Annotated in this window: 13 protein-coding genes and 4 tRNA genes; 7 read left to right on the top strand and 10 right to left on the bottom strand. The window is 59.3% G+C overall.

The annotated features are described in order from the left end of the window. Window positions 1-154: 154 nt before the first annotated feature. The gene (gene bamJ, locus ACA074_RS08540; RefSeq protein WP_187677481.1) at window positions 155-871 is read right to left on the bottom strand and encodes a BamJ family beta-barrel-assembly machinery protein; all 717 of its coding nucleotides are present in this window, start codon (window positions 869-871) and stop codon (window positions 155-157) included. A 270-nt stretch (window positions 872-1,141) separates the two neighbouring features. On the opposite strand from bamJ, the gene ACA074_RS08535 reads away from it, so the two are divergent. Both ACA074_RS08535 and ACA074_RS08530 read left to right on the top strand, forming a co-directional pair. After that, window positions 1,142-2,950, top strand: coding sequence for a di-heme-cytochrome C peroxidase (locus ACA074_RS08535; RefSeq protein ID WP_497658978.1), 1,809 nt, complete (start codon window positions 1,142-1,144; stop codon window positions 2,948-2,950). Window positions 2,951-2,976: 26 nt separating this feature from the next. Then, window positions 2,977-4,110, top strand: coding sequence for a catalase family protein (locus tag ACA074_RS08530; protein ID WP_497659629.1), 1,134 nt, complete (start codon window positions 2,977-2,979; stop codon window positions 4,108-4,110). Between the two features lie 328 nt (window positions 4,111-4,438). Here the strand turns inward: ACA074_RS08530 and ACA074_RS08525 are convergent. The 4 genes from ACA074_RS08525 to ACA074_RS08510 all read right to left on the bottom strand — a co-directional run bounded on the left by ACA074_RS08525 (window position 4,439) and on the right by ACA074_RS08510 (window position 4,980). Then, window positions 4,439-4,515, bottom strand: a tRNA-Asp gene (locus tag ACA074_RS08525). 19 nt (window positions 4,516-4,534) lie between these two features. Then, window positions 4,535-4,610 (bottom strand) — tRNA-Val (locus ACA074_RS08520). A gap of 198 nt (window positions 4,611-4,808) precedes the next feature. Further along, window positions 4,809-4,885, bottom strand: a tRNA-Asp gene (locus ACA074_RS08515). A gap of 19 nt (window positions 4,886-4,904) precedes the next feature. Then, window positions 4,905-4,980, bottom strand: a tRNA-Val gene (locus tag ACA074_RS08510). Window positions 4,981-5,139: 159 nt separating this feature from the next. On the opposite strand from ACA074_RS08510, the gene rdgC reads away from it, so the two are divergent. The 3 genes from rdgC to sugE all read left to right on the top strand — a co-directional run bounded on the left by rdgC (window position 5,140) and on the right by sugE (window position 7,632). Then, window positions 5,140-6,060: a recombination-associated protein RdgC gene (rdgC, locus tag ACA074_RS08505; protein ID WP_122593573.1), complete on the top strand. Its 921-nt coding sequence runs from the start codon at window positions 5,140-5,142 to the stop codon at window positions 6,058-6,060. A 171-nt stretch (window positions 6,061-6,231) separates the two neighbouring features. Beyond that, window positions 6,232-7,197 carry a bile acid:sodium symporter family protein gene (locus ACA074_RS08500; RefSeq protein ID WP_497678771.1) on the top strand — a complete coding sequence of 322 codons (966 nt, stop codon included), beginning with the start codon at window positions 6,232-6,234 and terminating at the stop codon, window positions 7,195-7,197. 120 nt (window positions 7,198-7,317) lie between these two features. Further along, window positions 7,318-7,632 (top strand): quaternary ammonium compound efflux SMR transporter SugE, encoded by a 315-nt coding sequence (gene sugE / locus ACA074_RS08495; RefSeq protein ID WP_008077894.1) that lies wholly within the window; start codon window positions 7,318-7,320, stop codon window positions 7,630-7,632. A gap of 97 nt (window positions 7,633-7,729) precedes the next feature. Here sugE and ACA074_RS08490 read toward each other — a convergent pair whose 3' ends face one another. The 4 genes from ACA074_RS08490 to ACA074_RS08475 form a co-directional block, all read right to left on the bottom strand. Further along, window positions 7,730-9,604 (bottom strand): MFS transporter, encoded by a 1,875-nt coding sequence (locus ACA074_RS08490; protein ID WP_497678770.1) that lies wholly within the window; start codon window positions 9,602-9,604, stop codon window positions 7,730-7,732. Between the two features lie 96 nt (window positions 9,605-9,700). Next, window positions 9,701-10,852, bottom strand: coding sequence for a TDT family transporter (locus ACA074_RS08485; protein WP_497678769.1), 1,152 nt, complete (start codon window positions 10,850-10,852; stop codon window positions 9,701-9,703). A gap of 105 nt (window positions 10,853-10,957) precedes the next feature. Next, a complete protein-coding gene (locus ACA074_RS08480; protein WP_497678768.1) occupies window positions 10,958-11,269 on the bottom strand; it encodes a cupin domain-containing protein in 312 nt (103 codons plus the stop codon). Window positions 11,270-11,322: 53 nt separating this feature from the next. Further along, a complete protein-coding gene (locus ACA074_RS08475; RefSeq protein WP_401269870.1) occupies window positions 11,323-12,510 on the bottom strand; it encodes an MFS transporter in 1,188 nt (395 codons plus the stop codon). Between the two features lie 91 nt (window positions 12,511-12,601). On the opposite strand from ACA074_RS08475, the gene ACA074_RS08470 reads away from it, so the two are divergent. Both ACA074_RS08470 and ACA074_RS08465 read left to right on the top strand, forming a co-directional pair. Further along, window positions 12,602-13,144: a TetR/AcrR family transcriptional regulator gene (locus ACA074_RS08470; RefSeq protein ID WP_497678767.1), complete on the top strand. Its 543-nt coding sequence runs from the start codon at window positions 12,602-12,604 to the stop codon at window positions 13,142-13,144. Between the two features lie 301 nt (window positions 13,145-13,445). After that, complete coding sequence (locus tag ACA074_RS08465) at window positions 13,446-16,916, top strand: hybrid sensor histidine kinase/response regulator (protein WP_497678766.1); 3,471 nt, start codon at window positions 13,446-13,448, stop codon at window positions 16,914-16,916. 13 nt (window positions 16,917-16,929) lie between these two features. Here ACA074_RS08465 and ACA074_RS08460 read toward each other — a convergent pair whose 3' ends face one another. Then, window positions 16,930-18,294, bottom strand: coding sequence for a DNA recombination protein RmuC (locus tag ACA074_RS08460; RefSeq protein WP_497679310.1), 1,365 nt, complete (start codon window positions 18,292-18,294; stop codon window positions 16,930-16,932). Between the last annotated feature and the right edge of the window lie 165 nt (window positions 18,295-18,459).

The raw sequence follows: 18,459 nt of genomic DNA, 5'->3' as shown, positions 1-18,459 counted from the left end.
ATTTCATTGACTTGGCGGCTGAGGGCGTCTAGCGAGCAACCTCAAAGGCTATGACTCCCCCGACCGCCATCGGTTCGCTCTGTTTACCCTTGCCAAGGTCCAGATGCAACAACGCCCCGCATAAGCGAGGCGTTGTTGTCGAAGCCTTGGCTAATTACTTGGCCGCGGCGCCTTCTTTGGCTGGATCCTTGATGGCCATCAGTTCCAGGTCGAAAACCAGAACCGAGTTGGCCGGGATTGCCGGGCTTGGCGATTGAGCGCCGTAAGCCAGATCGCTAGGGATGTACAGCTTGTACTTCTCACCAACGTGCATCAATTGCAGACCTTCAACCCAACCCGGGATCACGCCGCTTACTGGCAGATCGATCGGGCTGCCGCGCTCGACGGAGCTATCGAATACGGTGCCGTTGGTCAGCTTGCCGGTGTAGTGAACGGTCACTACGTCAGTCGGCTTAGGCTGTGGGCCGTCGGCCTTTTTGACGACTTCGTACTGCAGACCCGAAGCGGTGGTGGTCACACCAGCCTTCTTGCCATTTTCTTCGAGGAATTTCTTGCCAGCGGATGCCGACTCTTCGCTCATCTTGGCCATACGCTCTTCAGCACGCTTTTGCAGCGCGGCGAAGGCTTCGACCAGCTCTTCATCTTTCAGCTTCTGTTCTTTCTTGCCGACGGCATCTTCGATGCCCTGGGCTACCGCTTTGGAGTCCAGATCATCCATGCCTTCCTGAGCAAGGCTCTTGCCCATGTTCAGGCCGATACCGTAGGAAGCTTTTTGCGCCGGGGTTTTCAGCTCTACGCTGGTCTGCGAATCACAACCCGCGAGGACCAGGCTAACCAGGGCTACCGCCGCCGCCAACCGATGCTGTTTCATGCTATTTCCTTGTTCATGCGCCGAAAGGGCAATCGAGTAAAGCCGCGAGCTTATCAGGCCGCCACGACCAATGGCTACCGGCATGAGAGCAGTAAACCTGCGATAAGTTCAGGGATTAAAACGCATTTGGGCAAAGCAATGATGAAGCTTATGTCATCTGGTCGCGACAACGACCGACTTACATTCCCCCAACATCTGGCGTAATGGCCACTTGCCACGCAGGGTCATGCTCAGGCATAACAGCGCAACAATTCGACAAGGATGTTTATCTTGCGCCTTTTATTCCGCGTGCTGGCTCTGGTCGTCGTGCTGCTGGGACTCGTCCTCGCGGTGGTTTTGTACTACGTGGCCAATCCGAAAATGCCCTTCTACACCCCCGCGCAGCAGGTGCATTACCTGAATCAGTGGGCGGAAGAAGAACGACAGACCTATTACTTCACGCCCCAGGGCACGCAAGTCAAAGGGCTGCGCTATGAGTGGTTTCAGGCGCTGGAGTTGCCCTTTTCGCAGCAACGTTTCGCCGCCCCCGAATACCTCGCGCGCTTCGGTTTTCTCGTCGATCCGCAACAGAAAGCCACGCCGGGCAATCCCGGCAACCTGCCCGTCGGCTTTGCGCGACACCAGAATCCCGGGAGCACCGAGCAATATCTGGATATAACTTGTGCCGCTTGCCACACCGGTGAACTGCGCTTCAACGGCCAGGCCGTGCGCATTGACGGTGGTTCGGCACAGCACGTACTGCCGTCGAGTGTTCCTACGCTACGCGGTGGCAGTTTCGGACAGGCATTGGTCGCCAGTCTGACCTCGACTTACCTCAACCCATGGAAATTCGAACGCTTTGCCCAACAGGTGCTGGGCGATGACTACGACGCCCGCCACGAGCAATTGCGCAAGGATTTCAAAAGCTCGCTGTACACCTTTCTGAAAGTCGCGTGGAACGACACGCATCGCGGCCTCTACCCCACCGAGGAAGGCCCGGGCCGCGCCGATGCCTTCGGGCGGATTGCCAACGCGACGTTCGGCGATGCCATCTCCCCCGCCAACTATCGCGTGGCCAACGCGCCGGTGGACTACCCGCAGCTATGGGATATGTGGACGTTCGACTGGGTGCAGTGGAACGGTTCGGCGCAACAACCTATGGCGCGCAACATCGGCGAGGCATTGGGGGTGGGTGCCACGCTGCAGTTCTTCAACGCCAACGGTCAGCCGTTGCAAGGCGATGACCGTTACGCTTCCAGCGTCCGTGTACGCGACCTGCACAAGATCGAAGAAACCCTGCAACGCCTACAACCACCCGCCTGGCCGGAAGCTCTGTTTGGCACCGTCGACAGATCGCAGGCAGCCAAGGGACGCGCGCTGTTTACAGAGAACTGCGCCGCTTGCCACGTCCCACGCAAAACCCAGGAAGGCGAACGATGGGTGCAGCATTTGCGCATGGTGCCCGTGGATGTCATCGGCACCGACCCGAACGCCGCCAACAACATCGCCACCCACCGCTTCGACCTGACGGCGCTGCAATGGGATCTGAAAGAGCTGGAAAAGATGGACGTAAAGCTGCATCCAACACCGACGCAACCGCTCGATCTGAGCCAGTTGTCAGTGGCTAAAGGCCTGGCTTACGTCACCGCATTCGTCGAAAACCGCGCTTATCGCGAAGCGAAGGTGACGCCTGAGGAGAAACCCGGGCTCGACGGTTTTGGTCTGCCGATCGGCGTTCGCGAACAAGTTGCCTACAAGGCGCGCCCACTGGCCGGCATCTGGGCTACCGCGCCGTTTCTGCACAACGGTTCGGTACCAAGCATTTATCAATTGCTGTCGCCGCAGGATGAGCGCGCCACCACCTTCTATAAAGGCACCTTCGAATACGACCCGCGACATCTGGGCTACCGCACCGAAGCCTTCACCAATGGTTTTGTGTTCGACACGCGGGTTACCGGCAACCACAACAGCGGCCATGAATTCCGCGCCGGCGAGCGCGGCAATGGCGTTATCGGCCGGCTGTTGCAGCCCGAAGAACGCTGGGCATTGCTGGAATACCTGAAAGTTCTGGGCGGCCCGCTCGAGGCGCAATTGCCATGATCTCGACCTTCAAGAAAGAATTGCCTTTGTTGGCCAGAGTCTGGTTGTGGCTGGGACGATTGCTGGGCAAAACGTTGTTGATCGTGTTCGCCATCGGACTGCTCGGCTGGGCCGTCGCCACGGCGTGGTTTGCCTGGCAGCACCGTGGCCCGGTTTCAGCACTGGAGCAGATTCCGCCAGACGAGTCGGCCATGACTCAGGATGTGATCCAGACGGCCGTGCGCATCGTCGATCAACACCGCGAAGGCACTCGCTATTTACGCGACGCTCACGCCAAGGCCCATGGTTGTGTGAAAGCGCAGGTGCAGGTTCTGCCGCAACTGGCACAGTCATTGCGACAGGGTGTCTTCAGTGAGCCGGGTAAAACCTGGCAGGCGATGATTCGACTGTCCAATGGCAATGCCTATCCGCAGTTCGACAGCATGCGCGACGCCCGTGGCATGGCGATCAAGTTGCTCGACGTGCCGGGCATGCAACTGCTCGGTAACCGCCAGCAACAGCGCGAACAAGACTTCGTGATGTTCAGTCACCCGAACTTCTTTGTCAGCGATGTCGCCGAGTATCGTCAGAATGTGGCGGCGCAGGCTGACGGTAAAAAGGTCATGGCGTTTTTTCCGGGATGGGATCCACGCACTTGGCAGATCCGCCATCTGTTTATTGCGCTGGCAACACTGTCGCCGCCGCCGGACAGTCCGACCGGGACGACTTACTTCTCGGTATCGCCCTACAAGTTGGGTGAGGCCAATGTGAAATTTCGGGTAACGCCCGATCCGGACAATTGCCCAACCTACACCTTGCCCAAGCAGAACCACGACTTGCCGAACTTCCTGCGCGGTGCCCTGAATCAGCAGTTATCAACGGATCGCGTGCCTGCTTGTTACGTGCTGCAGATCCAGCGCCAGGATGCCAATAAATACATGCCGATCGAGGACACCAGCATCGAGTGGCGCGAGCAAGATGCACCGTTCGAATCCGTGGCCCGCATCACCCTGCCACCTCAGGATTTCGATACACCACAGCAAAATCTCCTATGCGACAACCTTTCGTTCAACCCATGGTTTGGCATCGAAGCACATCGCCCGATAGGCGGAATCAACCGACTGCGTAAAGCGGTGTACGAAGCGGTCAGCGACTATCGCCACCAGCGTAACGGCGAATGATCAATGCCTGGCCGGTACGTTCTTCACAGCGGATGATGCCGCAACCTTTCCGACACGCGGCCAGGTTTTGCTCGGAAGAAGAACGCTGAGGATTCCGGCGTTGGCGGCTTTGTCGACAAACATTTGCGGACTCACAGCGCCGGCGCTGATTTTTTGCTCAAGGCCTTGAGCAAGCGAATAACATTGCCCATTGTCCGAAAGTGGCACGTCTGGCAGGCACTACATAGATATATGCAGCGAAAAAACCCCAAACGCCAGACAGCAAAAAGCCCGCACTAGGCGGGCTTTCTGTGGTGATCTGGCGTTCAGTGTTCCAGATTACCGAATATGGCGCAGCGGACGGGACTCGAACCCGCGACCCCCGGCGTGACAGGCCGGTATTCTAACCGACTGAACTACCGCTGCGCGAAACGCTTGAAACGAATGGTGGGTGATGACGGGATCGAACCGCCGACATTCTGCTTGTAAGGCAGACGCTCTCCCAGCTGAGCTAATCACCCTTCGCTTCGTTACGGGGCGTATTATGCCACAAGTTTTCATAAAGTGTTGATTTAATTGAAGTTTTTTTCAAAAAAACCTGAAAACCGATGAAACGACACATCCCGCGGGTACAACGTACAAACTTGAGACAGAAAAAAACCCGCCTCAGCGGGTTTTTCCGTGGTGACCTGGCGTTCAGCGTTCCAGGTTACCGAATATGGCGCAGCGGACGGGACTCGAACCCGCGACCCCCGGCGTGACAGGCCGGTATTCTAACCGACTGAACTACCGCTGCGCGTAACACATGAAACGAATGGTGGGTGATGACGGGATCGAACCGCCGACATTCTGCTTGTAAGGCAGACGCTCTCCCAGCTGAGCTAATCACCCTTCGCTTCGGTGTGGCGCGCATTCTACGGAGCGACCCCACCTCTGGCAAGCACTTTTTTAAATAATTTTCTCAGGCCTTCCAAAGGCTTAGAGAAGGGTTGGCCTATGCCACGGCGAAGACAATAATGCCCCCCTTTGTATAAAGGAGAGACTCACCCCATGTGGTTCAAAAACCTGCTTATCTATCGCCTGACCCAAGACCTGCCTGTCGACGCCGAGGCGCTGGAAACTGCACTGGCCACCAAACTGGCGCGTCCATGTGCAAGCCAGGAGTTGACCACCTACGGCTTCGTCGCGCCGTTCGGCAAAGGCGAAGATGCTCCACTGGTGCACATCAGCGGTGATTTCCTGCTGATTTCTGCGCGTAAAGAAGAACGCATTCTGCCGGGCAGCGTCGTGCGCGACGCGGTCAAGGAAAAGGTCGAAGAAATCGAAGCCGAGCAGATGCGCAAGGTCTATAAGAAAGAACGCGACCAGATCAAGGATGAAATCATCCAGGCGTTCCTGCCGCGCGCCTTTATCCGCCGCTCGTCGACCTTCGCCGCCATCGCGCCGAAGCAAGGGCTGATTCTGGTCAACTCGGCCAGCCCGAAACGCGCCGAAGACCTGCTGTCGACCTTGCGTGAAGTGATCGGCACCCTGCCCGTTCGCCCACTGACTGTGAAGATGGCTCCAACGGCGGTCATGACGGATTGGGTTACCACGCAGAAAGCCGCTGACGACTTCTACGTGCTGGACGAGTGCGAACTGCGCGACACCCACGAAGACGGCGGCATCGTCCGTTGCAAGCGTCAGGACCTGACCAGCGAAGAAATCCAGCTGCACCTGAGTACCGGCAAAGTGGTCACTCAACTGTCGCTGGCCTGGCAGGACAAATTGTCGTTCATGCTCGACGACAAGATGACCGTCAAGCGCCTGAAGTTCGAAGATCTGTTGCAGGATCAGGCGGAACAGGACGGCGGCGACGAAGCCCTGGGCCAACTGGATGCCAGCTTCACCCTGATGATGCTGACGTTCGGCGACTTCCTGCCGGCGCTGGTTGAAGCGTTGGGTGGTGAAGAGACTCCGCAAGGGATCTAAAGCCTCTCGCAAGCACCTTCTTCTATAGAGGGTGCCTGAAAAAAGATCGCAGCCTTCGGCAGCGCCTGCATTTGGAATGCATTTTCCTGTAGGTGCTGCCGAAGGCTGCGATCTTTTTGCAAGCACCGTATGCTTAGCTTCCTAACGCTTTCACATAACAAGGAACAAGCCATGCGCGCACTGGCTGCACTCAGCCGCTTTGTCGGCAATACCTTCGCTTACTGGGTTCTGATTTTCGCCGTCGTGGCCTTCCTGCAACCTTCGTGGTTCCTCGGCTTGAAAAGCGCGATCGTGCCGCTGCTCGGACTGGTGATGTTCGGCATGGGTCTGACGCTCAAACTCGACGACTTCGCCGCTGTCGCCCGCCATCCATTGCGTGTGGCGCTGGGCGTGGTTGCGCACTTCGTGATCATGCCCGGCGTGGCGTGGTTGCTTTGCCAGGTGTTTCACCTGCCCCCGGAAATCGCCGTCGGCGTGATTCTGGTCGGTTGCTGCCCAAGCGGCACCTCTTCCAACGTGATGACGTGGCTGGCTCGCGGTGATCTGGCACTGTCGGTGGCCATCGCCGCCGTCACCACCCTCCTCGCCCCGCTGCTGACCCCGGCGCTGATCTGGCTGCTGGCTTCGGCGTGGCTGCCGGTATCGTTCATGGAGCTGTTCTGGTCGATCCTGCAAGTGGTGCTGCTGCCGATCATCCTTGGCGTGGTGGCGCAACGGTTGCTCGGTGACAAGGTGCGTCACGCGGTGGATGTATTGCCGCTGGTGTCGGTGGTCAGCATCGTGATCATCGTCACTGCGGTGGTCGCCGCCAGTCAGGCAAAAATCGCCGAATCCGGTTTGCTGATCATGGCCGTGGTGATGCTGCACAACAGCTTCGGCTACTTGCTGGGCTACTTCACCGGACGTCTATTCAAATTGCCGCTGGCTCAGCGCAAATCGCTGGCGCTGGAAGTCGGCATGCAGAATTCGGGGTTGGGTGCCGCACTGGCCAGCGCACACTTCTCGCCACTGGCAGCGGTGCCAAGCGCGTTGTTCAGCGTCTGGCACAACATTTCCGGAGCGTTGCTCTCCACTTATTTCCGGCGGATGAGCGAGAAAGAAGATGAACAGGCGCTGGCTCAACGAGCTACGGACTGATCGGGAAACTTGATCCCCGGGTTAATGCGCGGCACTCTATTGCGCAACGCGGGGACGACCTCGCGGCTCGATCGAGTTTTTTAATCTGGGGACGACCCCGTCAATCGATGGAGGTCTCTCATGTCCTGGATCATTCTGTTTTTCGCCGGCCTGTTCGAAGTTGGCTGGGCTGTCGGCCTGAAATACACCGATGGCTTCAGCCGTCCACTTCCCACTGCACTGACCGTTGCGGCCATGGCCATCAGCCTTGGCCTGCTCGGCCTTGCGATGAAGGAATTGCCGCTGGGCACGGCCTACGCGATCTGGACCGGCGTGGGTGCCGTGGGTACGGTGATTGCCGGGATCATTCTGTTTGGTGAGTCAATGGCGTTGATTCGGCTGGCCAGTGTGGCGTTGATCATCACCGGGTTGATCGGGCTCAAGGTCAGCGCTTAGGCCTCTACCGCTATCGCGAGCAGGCTCACTCCTACAGGGGAACGCATTCCAACTGTGGGAGCGAGCTTGCTCGCGAAGAGGCCAGATCAGGCGACAACTATCTAACAGTGCCCCGCAACTCCCCCACCAACCCCTGCAACCTCAATGGCTCTGCCGCCTCAACCGTCACCGGCGTTCCCGCCACCAACGTCACCCGCGACCACAACCGGCGGAACACGCCCTTGTTCGGATCGCGACTGAAGAAACTCCCCCACAACCCCTGCAATGCCAGCGGAATCACCGGCACCGGCGTTTCCTCGAGAATCCGCGTCAACCCACCCTTGAACTCGTTGATCTCGCCATCGGCCGTCAACTTGCCCTCCGGAAAAATGCACACCAGTTCACCGTCCTTCAGATATTGGGCGATCCGGGTGAAGGCCTTTTCGTAGATCTGGATGTCTTCGTTGCGTCCGGCAATCGGAATAGTCCCCGCCGTGCGGAAGATAAAGTTCAGTACCGGCAGGTTGTAGATCTTGTAGTACATGACAAAGCGAATCGGCCGACGCACCGCGCCGCCAATCAACAGCGCATCAACAAACGACACGTGGTTACACACCAGCAACGCCGCGCCTTCATCCGGGATCGCTTCAAGGTTGCGATGCTCGACGCGGTACATGGAATGGCTGAGCAGCCAGATCATGAAACGCATGCTGAACTCGGGGACGATCTTGAAGATGTAGGCGTTGACGCCGATGTTCAGCAGCGACACCACGAGGAACAGTTGCGGGATCGACAGCTTGGCCAGGCTTAACAGCACGATTGAAACGATGGCGGACACCACCATAAACAGCGCGTTGAGAATGTTGTTGGCCGCGATCACCCGCGCCCGCTCGTTCTCGGCGGTGCGCGACTGGATCAATGCATACAGCGGCACAATGTAGAAACCGCCGAAAATACCGAGGCCGAGGATGTCGACCAGTACCGCCCAGGTGTGGCCAAAGCCAAGCACTTCGGTCCAGCTATGGCCGGTGACGCTGTCGGGAATTCCACCGGAATGCCACCACAGCAGCAAACCGAACACAGTCAGACCGAACGAGCCGAATGGCACCAGACCGATCTCGACTTTGCGCCCGGAGAGCTTCTCGCAAAGCATCGAGCCCAGCGCGATCCCCACCGAGAACACCGTTAGAATCAGGGTGACCACGGTTTCGTCGCCGTGCATCCACTCCTTGGCGTAGGCCGGGATCTGCGTCAGATAAATCGCCCCGACAAACCAGAACCACGAGTTGCCGACAATCGAACGCGACACCGCAGGCGTCTGGCCCAAACCTAGTTTCAATGTGGCCCAGGACTGACTGAAAACATTCCAGTTCAGGCGCATTTCGGGCGATGACGCCGCTGCGCGGGGAATGCTGCGGCTGGCCAGATAACCCAGCACGGCAATGCCGACGATGGCGATCGACACCAGCGGCGCGTAGTGGGTCGAGGACATGATGATCCCGGCGCCGATGGTCCCGGCGAGAATCGCCAGGAATGTGCCCATTTCCACCAGACCGTTGCCGCCGACCAACTCTTCCTCACGCAACGCCTGCGGCAAGATCGAATACTTCACCGGCCCGAACAGCGCCGAGTGGGTGCCCATGGCGAATAGCGCCACCAGCATCAGCGACAGATGATCGAACAGGAAGCCGACCGATCCTACCGCCATGATCGCGATTTCCGCGAGTTTGATCAGACGGATCAGCGCGTCCTTGGCGAACTTCTCGCCGAACTGCCCGGCCAGCGCCGAGAACAGAAAGAACGGCAGGATAAACAGCAACGCACACAAGTTGACCCAGATGGAGCGGTCACCCTCGATGGTCAGCCGATAGAGAATGGCAAGGATCAGCGACTGCTTAAACACGTTGTCGTTGAACGCACCGAGCGACTGCGTGATGAAAAACGGCAAGAAACGCCGGGTGCGCAGCAGGTTGAACTGTGAGGGGTGACTCATCTTCCGTGTTTCCCTGATGTTGGGTAGTGAGGCCTGGGTTCTTGTATTGGAATCTCGAACCGCGATCCAGGCCACACCTTACCTAAACTTTTCAGGTTATTTCTTCAAACCTGCAATGCAGGGCGAGACAAACAGCTCGCCACGCCACGCACCTTGCACCGTCCGTTTGCCCACAATCAGCCACATCACCGCCAGCAACGCCACCAGCACGCAGCCAACCACACTGAAAAAGCCGAGGTTCAAGGTGCTGGCAAGTTTCAGCGTTGCCAGCGAATAAACGCCCAACGGGAAGGTAAAGCCCCACCAACCGAGGTTGAACGGAATGCCGTCTCGCAGATAACGAGCAGTGATCAGCAGCGCCATCAGCATCCACCAGAGACCGAAACCCCACAGCGTGATCCCGGCCACCAAACCAAGGCCCGCAGCGATTTCACCAATGCCCGGCAAACCGTTGGCGGCGAAGATGGCCGGCGCATCAGCGCCCAGCAGCAGCATGCCCAGCGCACCGGTGCCGATCGGGCCCAGGGCCAGCCAGCTCGATGCGGCCATGTTTTCGTGGGGCAGTTTGTGCAGGGCCATGCGCAGCAACAGGATCGTCAGAATGCTGAACGCGACCGGTAGGGAAAATGCCCAGAGCACGTAGCTTGTGGTCAGCACCACCAGTTGCGAGTGGGCATCGCTCAGGTGTGGTGCGAGCAATCCACCGCTGGCCGCAGCTACTTCTGCGGCTACCACGGGCAACAGCCAAACGGCCGTCATCTGGTCGATGCTGTGTTCCTGACGGGTAAACATCATGTAGGGGATCAACACGCCACAGGCCAGCGACATCGCCACGTCAATCCACCACAGCACTTCGGCGAGATGGATGACGCCATTGCCCCAGCGCGGCAGGCCGAACAGCAGAAAGCCGTTAATGATTGTCGCCAGGCCCATGGGAATGGTGCCGAAGAACATCGACACAGTGGAGTGGCCAAAAATCCGCCGCGCTTCATCGAAGAACAGTATCCAGCGGGCGGCATAGGCAGCGGTAAACAACGTGAACAACAGAATGTTGAACAGCCATAGCCCTTCGGCCACGGCGTGTAAACCCGGAATCGCGACCGGTAAATTCGCCAACGCCAGAGCCAGCACGCCGGTGCCCATGGTGGCGGCAAACCAGTTCGGGGTGAATTGGCGGATCACTTCGCGCGGATGCTGAAGTTGGCTGAACGGCTTGATGCCGGGTTTAACGCTGTTAGGGCAAGTCATCATGAACTCCTGTCCTCTGGTGAGGTTGAGTCCATGGTAGATCTGAATCGAATATCTATATAACGGGTAATTTCTCTAACTGTTATCTGTTTTATAGATAAGCAGTCAGACGCTGCCTTCGCTCTCGATCACCAGAATCCGCGCCGCGCCCTGCGGATGGGCGACGTGTTCGGTGCCGACCGAGGCGTGGAAGATGTCTCCGACTTCGAGCAACGTCTGCTTTTCCTCACCGTTTTCGCGATAGCGCATCTGTACTTGCCCATCGAGCACCACGAGCACTTCTTCGCCGTCATTGATGTGCCATTTATACGGTTGATCGGTCCAGTGCAGACGTGTGGTGATGCCGTTCATGTTGGCGATATCGAGTGCGCCCCAGGCTCGGTCGGCGGTGAAGGCCTTGCTGCGAATAATCTTCATGAGTGGATCCGAGAACAGAATGACTGGGGCAAGGCTAACCGAAAGCGCTGCGGTTATGGAGCGCCGCACACCTTGGCCGGTTGCGGACGCAGACTGAGCAACAAAGCACCGACGGCCAGTACGATGAGTACCCCGCCATACACATCGGTCATGGCAAGCAGTCCGAGGCTATGGGTGAAATGTCCTGCCAGCAGAGCCGGTAAGCAAAACGCCAGATAGCTCAACACGTAATACGCCGACATCAACCCGGCCCGTTCATGGGGCAATGCCAGCGGCACCAGGCTGCGTACCGCGCCGAGGAAGCCTGAACCAAAACCACAACCGGCGACCAGCGTACCGAGGAAAAACAGCGACAGACTGGCGCTGTGCACACCCAGCAGAATCAGCACCAGACCGCTCGGCAGCAAGCTTGCACCTATCTGCAAAGCCCGAGTGGCGGCACCATTACGCAAGGTGAAAATCATCAGCGCACCAGTCACTGTCAACGCCGCCACGGTCGCGCCACCGATCAGGTTGGAGGTGGAACCGGTGGCGGTGCGCACCAGCGATGGCGCCAGCGATGCATAAAAACCGCCGAGCGCCCAGGTCGCGGTGTTCAGCGGCAGCACTCGCCACAACGTGGCACGGGCCTGAACCGGTACATGCAAAGTCGGCCGCAACGAGGCCCACGCCCCGACTTGCGGCGTAATGCTTTCCGGCAGGCGCCAGACGTACAACGCCTGCCCCACAAACAGCGCGAGCAGCAGCCAGTAAGTCAGTTGCAACGGCGCCGGGGCAAATTCGGCCAGCAAACCACAGCCCATTGCCCCCAATGCCATCCCGAGCAACGGGGCAACGCTATTAATCAATGGCCCGTGCTGGCGGTCAGTATCGAGCAGCGTCGCACTTAACACCGCAGTGGCCATGCCGGTGGCAAAACCTTGCAGTACCCGCGCTCCGATCAACCAACTGACGCTGTCGGCATAGATAAACAGCAACATCGCCAGCGCATTGAGCAGCACCGCGGTGAAGATCACCGGTTTGCGTCCCAAATGATCCGAGAGCGAACCGACGGTCAGTAGAGCCGCCAGCAGGCTCAACGCGTAGACACCGAAAATCAGGGTCAGCACCGCTGCCGAGAAGTGCAGTTGATCCTGATACAGGTGATACAACGGCGTCGGCGCGGTGGAAGCGGCGAGAAAACTGAGTAAGGTGATCGCCAGAAACCACAGGTTCGAGCGATGGGAAACGGGACTATTCATGTGCACACTCCGCAAAAGCTAATTTTTTGCTTTTGCGGAGTGTGCTACCGCCCAACGCTTAAAGCAAATTCTTTGTGTTAAGGTCTGCCGCATGGCTATTAAAGAAGGTTTACGCCCGGGCGGTCGCAGTGCCCGAGTGCAAGAGTCGATTCACTCGGCAGTCCGCGCGCTTCTGCAAGAACAAGAGCGTTCAACTGTGACCGTGCCGCAAATCGCGGCGCGCGCCGGGGTGACGCCGTCGACGATTTATCGGCGCTGGGGTGATCTGGCGGCGTTGCTGGCCGACGTCGCCCTCGCCCGCATGCGTCCCGACAGCGAGCCGGCGCAAACCGGTAGCCTGCGTAGCGATGTCCGCGCGTGGGCCGAGCAATACCTCGACGAGATGAGTTCGGAGCCGGGCCGCAACATGATGCGCGACGTGCAGGCGAGCGCGACGCCGGGGTATTGCGTGACGATTATCGGGGCGCAGTTGCAGACCATCATCGAACGGCACCCCGATGAAACGGCGCCGAGTGTTGATCGGTTGATCAATCTGGTGGTGGCGCCGGTGGTGTTCCGGATTCTGTTTTCAGCGTCGGCGCTGGAGGTGGAAGAGCTGCATCGGTTGATTGATATTGCATTGCAGCAGGATTGACTCGATAGCCATGTAGGAGCTGCGGCACGCTGCGATCTGTTGATCTTGATTTTGAAGACCAAAAGATCGCTGCCTCGTTTCACTCGACAGCTCCTACAGAGATTTTGTGAACGATGCTGAACTCTGTGGGAGCGAGCCTGCTCGCGAAGAGCCCCGCCCGGTCACCCCAAAAATCACCCGGTTGTAAACCTGCGACACCCCGCCACGCCACGACCTTGGTCGACACTGACTAACCGCCGCACTCATGCGAGACTGTCCGCCCGGGCAGGAGTGCCGGGGAGTCTTCTGTCGGGAGTGTTGCATGCCGTTGTCCACCGGGCTGATCGCCGTCGTCGCCCTGGCCTATATGGCCATCATGTTCGCCATCGCCTTCTACGGCGACCGTCGCAGTGCGCCGCTGCCGCCGCGAGTGCGTGCCTGGGTGTACAGCCTGTCGCTGGCGGTTTATTGCACCAGTTGGACATTCTTCGGCGCGGTTGGTCAGGCCGCCGAACAGTTGTGGTCATTCCTGCCGATTTACCTCGGGCCGATTTTGCTGTTAGTCGGCGCGCCGTGGGTTCTGCAAAAAATGGTGATGATCAGCAAGCAGGAGAACATAACCTCCATCGCCGACTTCATCGCCGCACGCTACGGCAAATCGCAATCGCTGGCGGTAGTCGTGGCGCTGATCTGCCTGGTCGGCGTCCTCCCCTATATCGCCCTGCAACTCAAAGGCATCGTCCTCGGCGTAAACCTGTTGATCGGCGCCGGTGCCGACGCGATGGGCACCCGCGCCCAGGACACCGCGCTGATCGTGTCGCTGGTGCTGGCGCTGTTCACCATCGTCTTCGGCACGCGCAACCTCGACGCCACGGAACACCACCGTGGCATGGTGCTGGCGATTGCCTTTGAGTCTTTGGTCAAGCTGTTCGCGTTTCTCGCCGTCGGCGCCTTCGTCACTTATGGCCTGTATGACGGCTTCGACGATTTGTTCAATCAGGCGATGCTCGCCCCGCGCCTTGAGGAATACTGGAAGGAAACGATTAATTGGCCGTCGATGGTGGTACAGACCGGCGTGGCGATGATGGCGATCATTTGTTTGCCACGACAGTTTCACGTCACGGTGGTCGAGAACATCGACCCGCAGGATCTGCGCCTGGCCAAATGGGTGTTTCCGGCTTACCTCGCCTTGGCCGCGCTGTTTGTAGTCCCTATCGCCCTCGCCGGTCAGATGCTGCTGCCGAGCGATGTGCTGCCGGACTCGTTCGTGATCAGCCTCCCACTGGCCCAGGCCCATCCGGCGCTGGCGATGCTGGCGTTTATCGGCGGCGCTTCGGCGGCGACCGGCATGGTCATCGTCGCCAGCGTGGCGCTGTCGACCATGGTCTCCAACGACATGCTGTTGCCGTGGCTATTGCGGCGCAACAACGCCGAGCGCCCGTTTGAAGTGTTCCGCCAGTGGATGCTGTCGGTGCGCCGAGTCAGCATCGTAGTGATTCTGCTGCTGGCTTACGTCGCCTATCGCTTGCTCGGCTCCACCGCCAGCCTGGCGACCATCGGCCAGATCGCCTTCGCCGCGGTGACGCAACTGGCCCCGGCCATGCTCGGCGCACTGTACTGGAAACAAGCCAACCGTCGCGGCGTGTTTGCCGGTCTCGCTACGGGCACCTTCTTGTGGTTTTACACATTGATCCTGCCGATTGCCGCGCGCAGCCTCGGCTGGCCGCTGGACACGTTCCCCGGTCTGGCGTGGCTGCACAGCAACCCGTTGAATCTGCCAATCACGCCGTTGACCCAAGGCGTGGTGCTGTCGCTGGCGGGCAACTTCACGTTGTTCGCCTGGGTTTCGGTGCTGTCTCGCACACGTGTGTCGGAGCACTGGCAGGCCGGGCGTTTCATCGGCCAGGAAATCAGCGCCCGGCCGAGTGCGCGCTCGATGCTGGCGGTGCAGATTGATGATTTGCTGCAACTGGCAGCACGCTTTGTCGGTGAAGAACGCGCGCGGCAAAGCTTTATCCGTTTCGCTTACCGCCAAGGCAAAGGCTTCAACCCGAATCAGAACGCCGACGGTGAATGGATCGCCCACACCGAGCGATTGCTGGCGGGTGTCCTCGGCGCCTCTTCGACAAGAGCTGTAGTAAAAGCCGCCATCGAAGGTCGGGAAATGCAGTTGGAGGATGTCGTCCGAATTGCTGACGAAGCCTCGGAAGTGTTGCAGTTCAACCGCGCCCTGCTGCAAGGCGCCATCGAGAACATCACCCAGGGCATCAGCGTGGTCGACCAGTCGCTGAAACTGGTGGCGTGGAATCGGCGCTATCTGGAGCTGTTCAACTACCCGGACGGCCTGATCAGCGTCGGCCGGCCAATCGCCGACATCATTCGCTACAACGCCGAACGCGGTTTGTGCGGCCCCGGCGAAGCGGAAGTCCACGTCGCCCGACGCCTGCACTGGATGCGTCAAGGCCGCGCGCATACGTCTGAACGACTGTTCCCCAACGGCCGGGTGATCGAGCTGATCGGCAACCCGATGCCCGGCGGCGGTTTCGTCATGAGTTTTACCGACATCACCGCGTTCCGTGAAGCCGAGCAGGCGCTGACCGAGGCCAACGAGGGGCTGGAGCAACGGGTCAGTGAGCGGACTCAAGAGCTCTCGCAACTCAACGTCGCCTTGACCGAAGCCAAGGGCACCGCCGAGGCCGCCAACCAGTCGAAAACCCGCTTTCTCGCGGCAGTCAGCCATGACTTGATGCAACCGTTGAACGCCGCGCGGCTGTTCTCTGCCGCCCTCTCCCATCAGGACGACGGTTTGAGCAGCGAGGCGCAGAAACTGGTTCACCACCTCGACAGCTCGTTGCGTTCAGCTGAAGACCTGATCAGTGATCTGCTGGACATTTCCCGCCTGGAAAACGGCAAGATCAACCCGGATTGCAAGGCGTTTGTGGTCAATGAGCTGTTCGACACCCTAGGTGCCGAGTTCAAGGCGCTGGCGCAGGAACAAGGTTTGAGCTTCCGTGTGCGTGGCAGCCATTTGCGCATCGACAGCGACATCAAGTTGCTGCGGCGGATTCTGCAAAACTTCCTGACCAACGCTTTCCGCTACGCCAAAGGCCCGGTGCTGCTGGGTGTGCGGCGACGTGGTGGGGAGTTGTGTCTGGAGGTATGGGATCGCGGGCCGGGTATTCCGGAAGACAAGCAGCAGGTGATTTTCGAAGAGTTCAAACGCCTCGACAGCCATCAGACCCGCGCCGAAAAAGGTCTGGGACTGGGCTTGGCGATCGCTGATGGTTTGTGTCGCGTACTCGGCCATACCCTGCGTGTACGTTCATGGCCAGGGCGCGGCAGCGTGTTCAGTGTCAGTGTGCCGCTGGCTCGCACGCAGACTCTGCCGGCGAGCGCTGCTGTCGAGTTGAATGGCAAGTTGCCGAACGGCGCACGGGTGCTGTGTATCGACAACGAAGACAGCATTCTGATCGGCATGAACAGTCTGTTGAGTCGCTGGGGCTGTCAGGTCTGGACAGCGCGCAATCGCGAGGAATGTGAGGCGCTGCTCAGTGACGGGGTGCGGCCGCAACTGGCGTTGGTCGACTATCACCTGGATCACGGCGATACCGGCACCGAACTGATGGCGTGGTTGCGTACGCGTCTGGGTGAGCCGGTGCCGGGTGTGGTGATCAGTGCCGATGGGCGACCAGAGATGGTCGCGCAGGTGCATGCAGCGGGTCTGGATTATCTGGCCAAACCGGTGAAGCCGGCGGCGTTGCGGGCGTTGTTGAGTCGGTATTTGCCGCTTTAAAAGCACAAGATCTTTATTCCGGCAACTCAACCAGCCCATCGACATCCGTCATCGCCCGCTCGAGCAGATCCGCCGGCAAGCTCTTGCTAGCCCGTGCGCCCAGCAGTTTGAGCTGCTCACTGCGGCTGACCAGGTTGCCGCGCCCTTCTGTCAGTTTGTTGCGTGCTGAGCTGTAGGCTTTGTCCAGTTGTTGCAGGCGATTGCCGACCTCGTCCAGATCCTGAATGAACAGCACGAACTTGTCGTAGAGCCAACCGGCGCGCTCGGCGATTTCCCGGGCGTTCTGACTCTGGCGCTCCTGCTTCCACAGGCTGTCGATGACGCGCAGTGTCGCCAGCAACGTGGTCGGGCTGACAATGACGATGTTGCGATCGAACGCCTCCTGAAACAACGAAGGCTCGGCCTGCAATGCCGCCGAAAACGCCGCTTCGATCGGTACGAACAGCAAGACGAAATCGAGACTGTGCAGGCCTTCCAGGCGCTTGTAATCCTTGCCGGCGAGGCCTTTGACGTGATTGCGCAGGGACAGCACGTGCTGTTTGATCGCGATCTGCCCAAGCGTGTCGTCGTCGGCGGCAACGTACTGTTGATACGCCGTGAGGCTGACCTTGGAGTCGACCACCACTTGTTTGTCGGCCGGCAGATAAATGATCACATCCGGCTGGAAGCGCTCGCCATCCGGGCCTTTGAGGTTGACCTGGGTCTGGTACTCGCGGCCCTTCTCGAGACCTGCGTGTTCCAGCACGCGCTCAAGGATCAGCTCGCCCCAGTTGCCCTGGGTTTTCTGGCCTTTCAGTGCACGGGTCAGGTTGGTCGCTTCGTCACTCAGGCGCAGGTTGAGCGCCTGCAAGCGCTCCAGTTCCTTGGCCAGCGAGAAGCGCTCTCGGGCTTCGGCCTGATAGCTTTCCTCCACGCGCTTTTCGAAAGACTGAATGCGTTCTTTCAACGGATCGAGCAACTGGCCAAGGCGCTGCTGACTGGTCTCGGCGAAACGCTGTTCGCGCTCGTCGAAGATCTTGCCTGCCAGCTCGGCGAACTGCGCACGCAGCTCATCGCGCGAACCTTGCAGGTCGTCGAGGCGTTGTTGATGGCTTTCCTGTTGTTCACGCAGCTCGGCGTTCAGCGAAGCCGCCTGAGCGTCGAGGCGACGCAGTTCCGCCTCTTTGTTGGCGCGTTCGAGGTTCCAGGCGTGAGAGGCATCACGGGCGTCGTCGCGCTCGATTTGCAGCAACTCGACTTCGCGGCGCAGAGCCGCCAGGTCAGCTTGCTTGGCCGCGTTGGCCTGGCCGAGATCGGCAACTTCGTCACGGCTGGCATCGAGTTGAGCGTTGAGCCCGTCCTGCGCCAGTTGCGCCATGGCCAGCCGCTCTTCAAGCAACGCCACCTCGGCTTGTCGGTCGCTCGCCCGGCGTTGCAGTTGCCAGGCCAACGCCAGCAGCGGCAGCCCCGCCCCTGCGAGACCGAGCAGCACGCTGGTCAAGTCCATAGCCATAGCCACTCCTGCCGATCCGATAAAGTCTGAAGGTTAACCAAGGTGTCAGAA

The organism is Pseudomonas sp. LBUM1655 (assembly GCF_059716085.1).
This window is presented reverse-complemented; position numbering and strand designations above follow the sequence as displayed.

Excerpts from the sequence above, each read along its gene's own strand:
- rdgC (WP_122593573.1), top strand. The coding sequence starts at position 5,140 with ATGTGGTTCAAAAACCTGCTTATCTATCGCCTGACCCAAGACCTGCCT.
- ACA074_RS08490 (WP_497678770.1), bottom strand. The coding sequence starts at position 9,604 with ATGAGTCACCCCTCACAGTTCAACCTGCTGCGCACCCGGCGTTTCTTG.
- ACA074_RS08485 (WP_497678769.1), bottom strand. The coding sequence starts at position 10,852 with ATGACTTGCCCTAACAGCGTTAAACCCGGCATCAAGCCGTTCAGCCAA.
- ACA074_RS08465 (WP_497678766.1), top strand. The coding sequence starts at position 13,446 with ATGCCGTTGTCCACCGGGCTGATCGCCGTCGTCGCCCTGGCCTATATG.
- ACA074_RS08480 (WP_497678768.1), bottom strand. The coding sequence starts at position 11,269 with ATGAAGATTATTCGCAGCAAGGCCTTCACCGCCGACCGAGCCTGGGGC.
- ACA074_RS08470 (WP_497678767.1), top strand. The coding sequence starts at position 12,602 with ATGGCTATTAAAGAAGGTTTACGCCCGGGCGGTCGCAGTGCCCGAGTG.
- sugE (WP_008077894.1), top strand. The coding sequence starts at position 7,318 with ATGTCCTGGATCATTCTGTTTTTCGCCGGCCTGTTCGAAGTTGGCTGG.
- bamJ (WP_187677481.1), bottom strand. The coding sequence starts at position 871 with ATGAAACAGCATCGGTTGGCGGCGGCGGTAGCCCTGGTTAGCCTGGTC.
- ACA074_RS08475 (WP_401269870.1), bottom strand. The coding sequence starts at position 12,510 with ATGAATAGTCCCGTTTCCCATCGCTCGAACCTGTGGTTTCTGGCGATC.
- ACA074_RS08500 (WP_497678771.1), top strand. The coding sequence starts at position 6,232 with ATGCGCGCACTGGCTGCACTCAGCCGCTTTGTCGGCAATACCTTCGCT.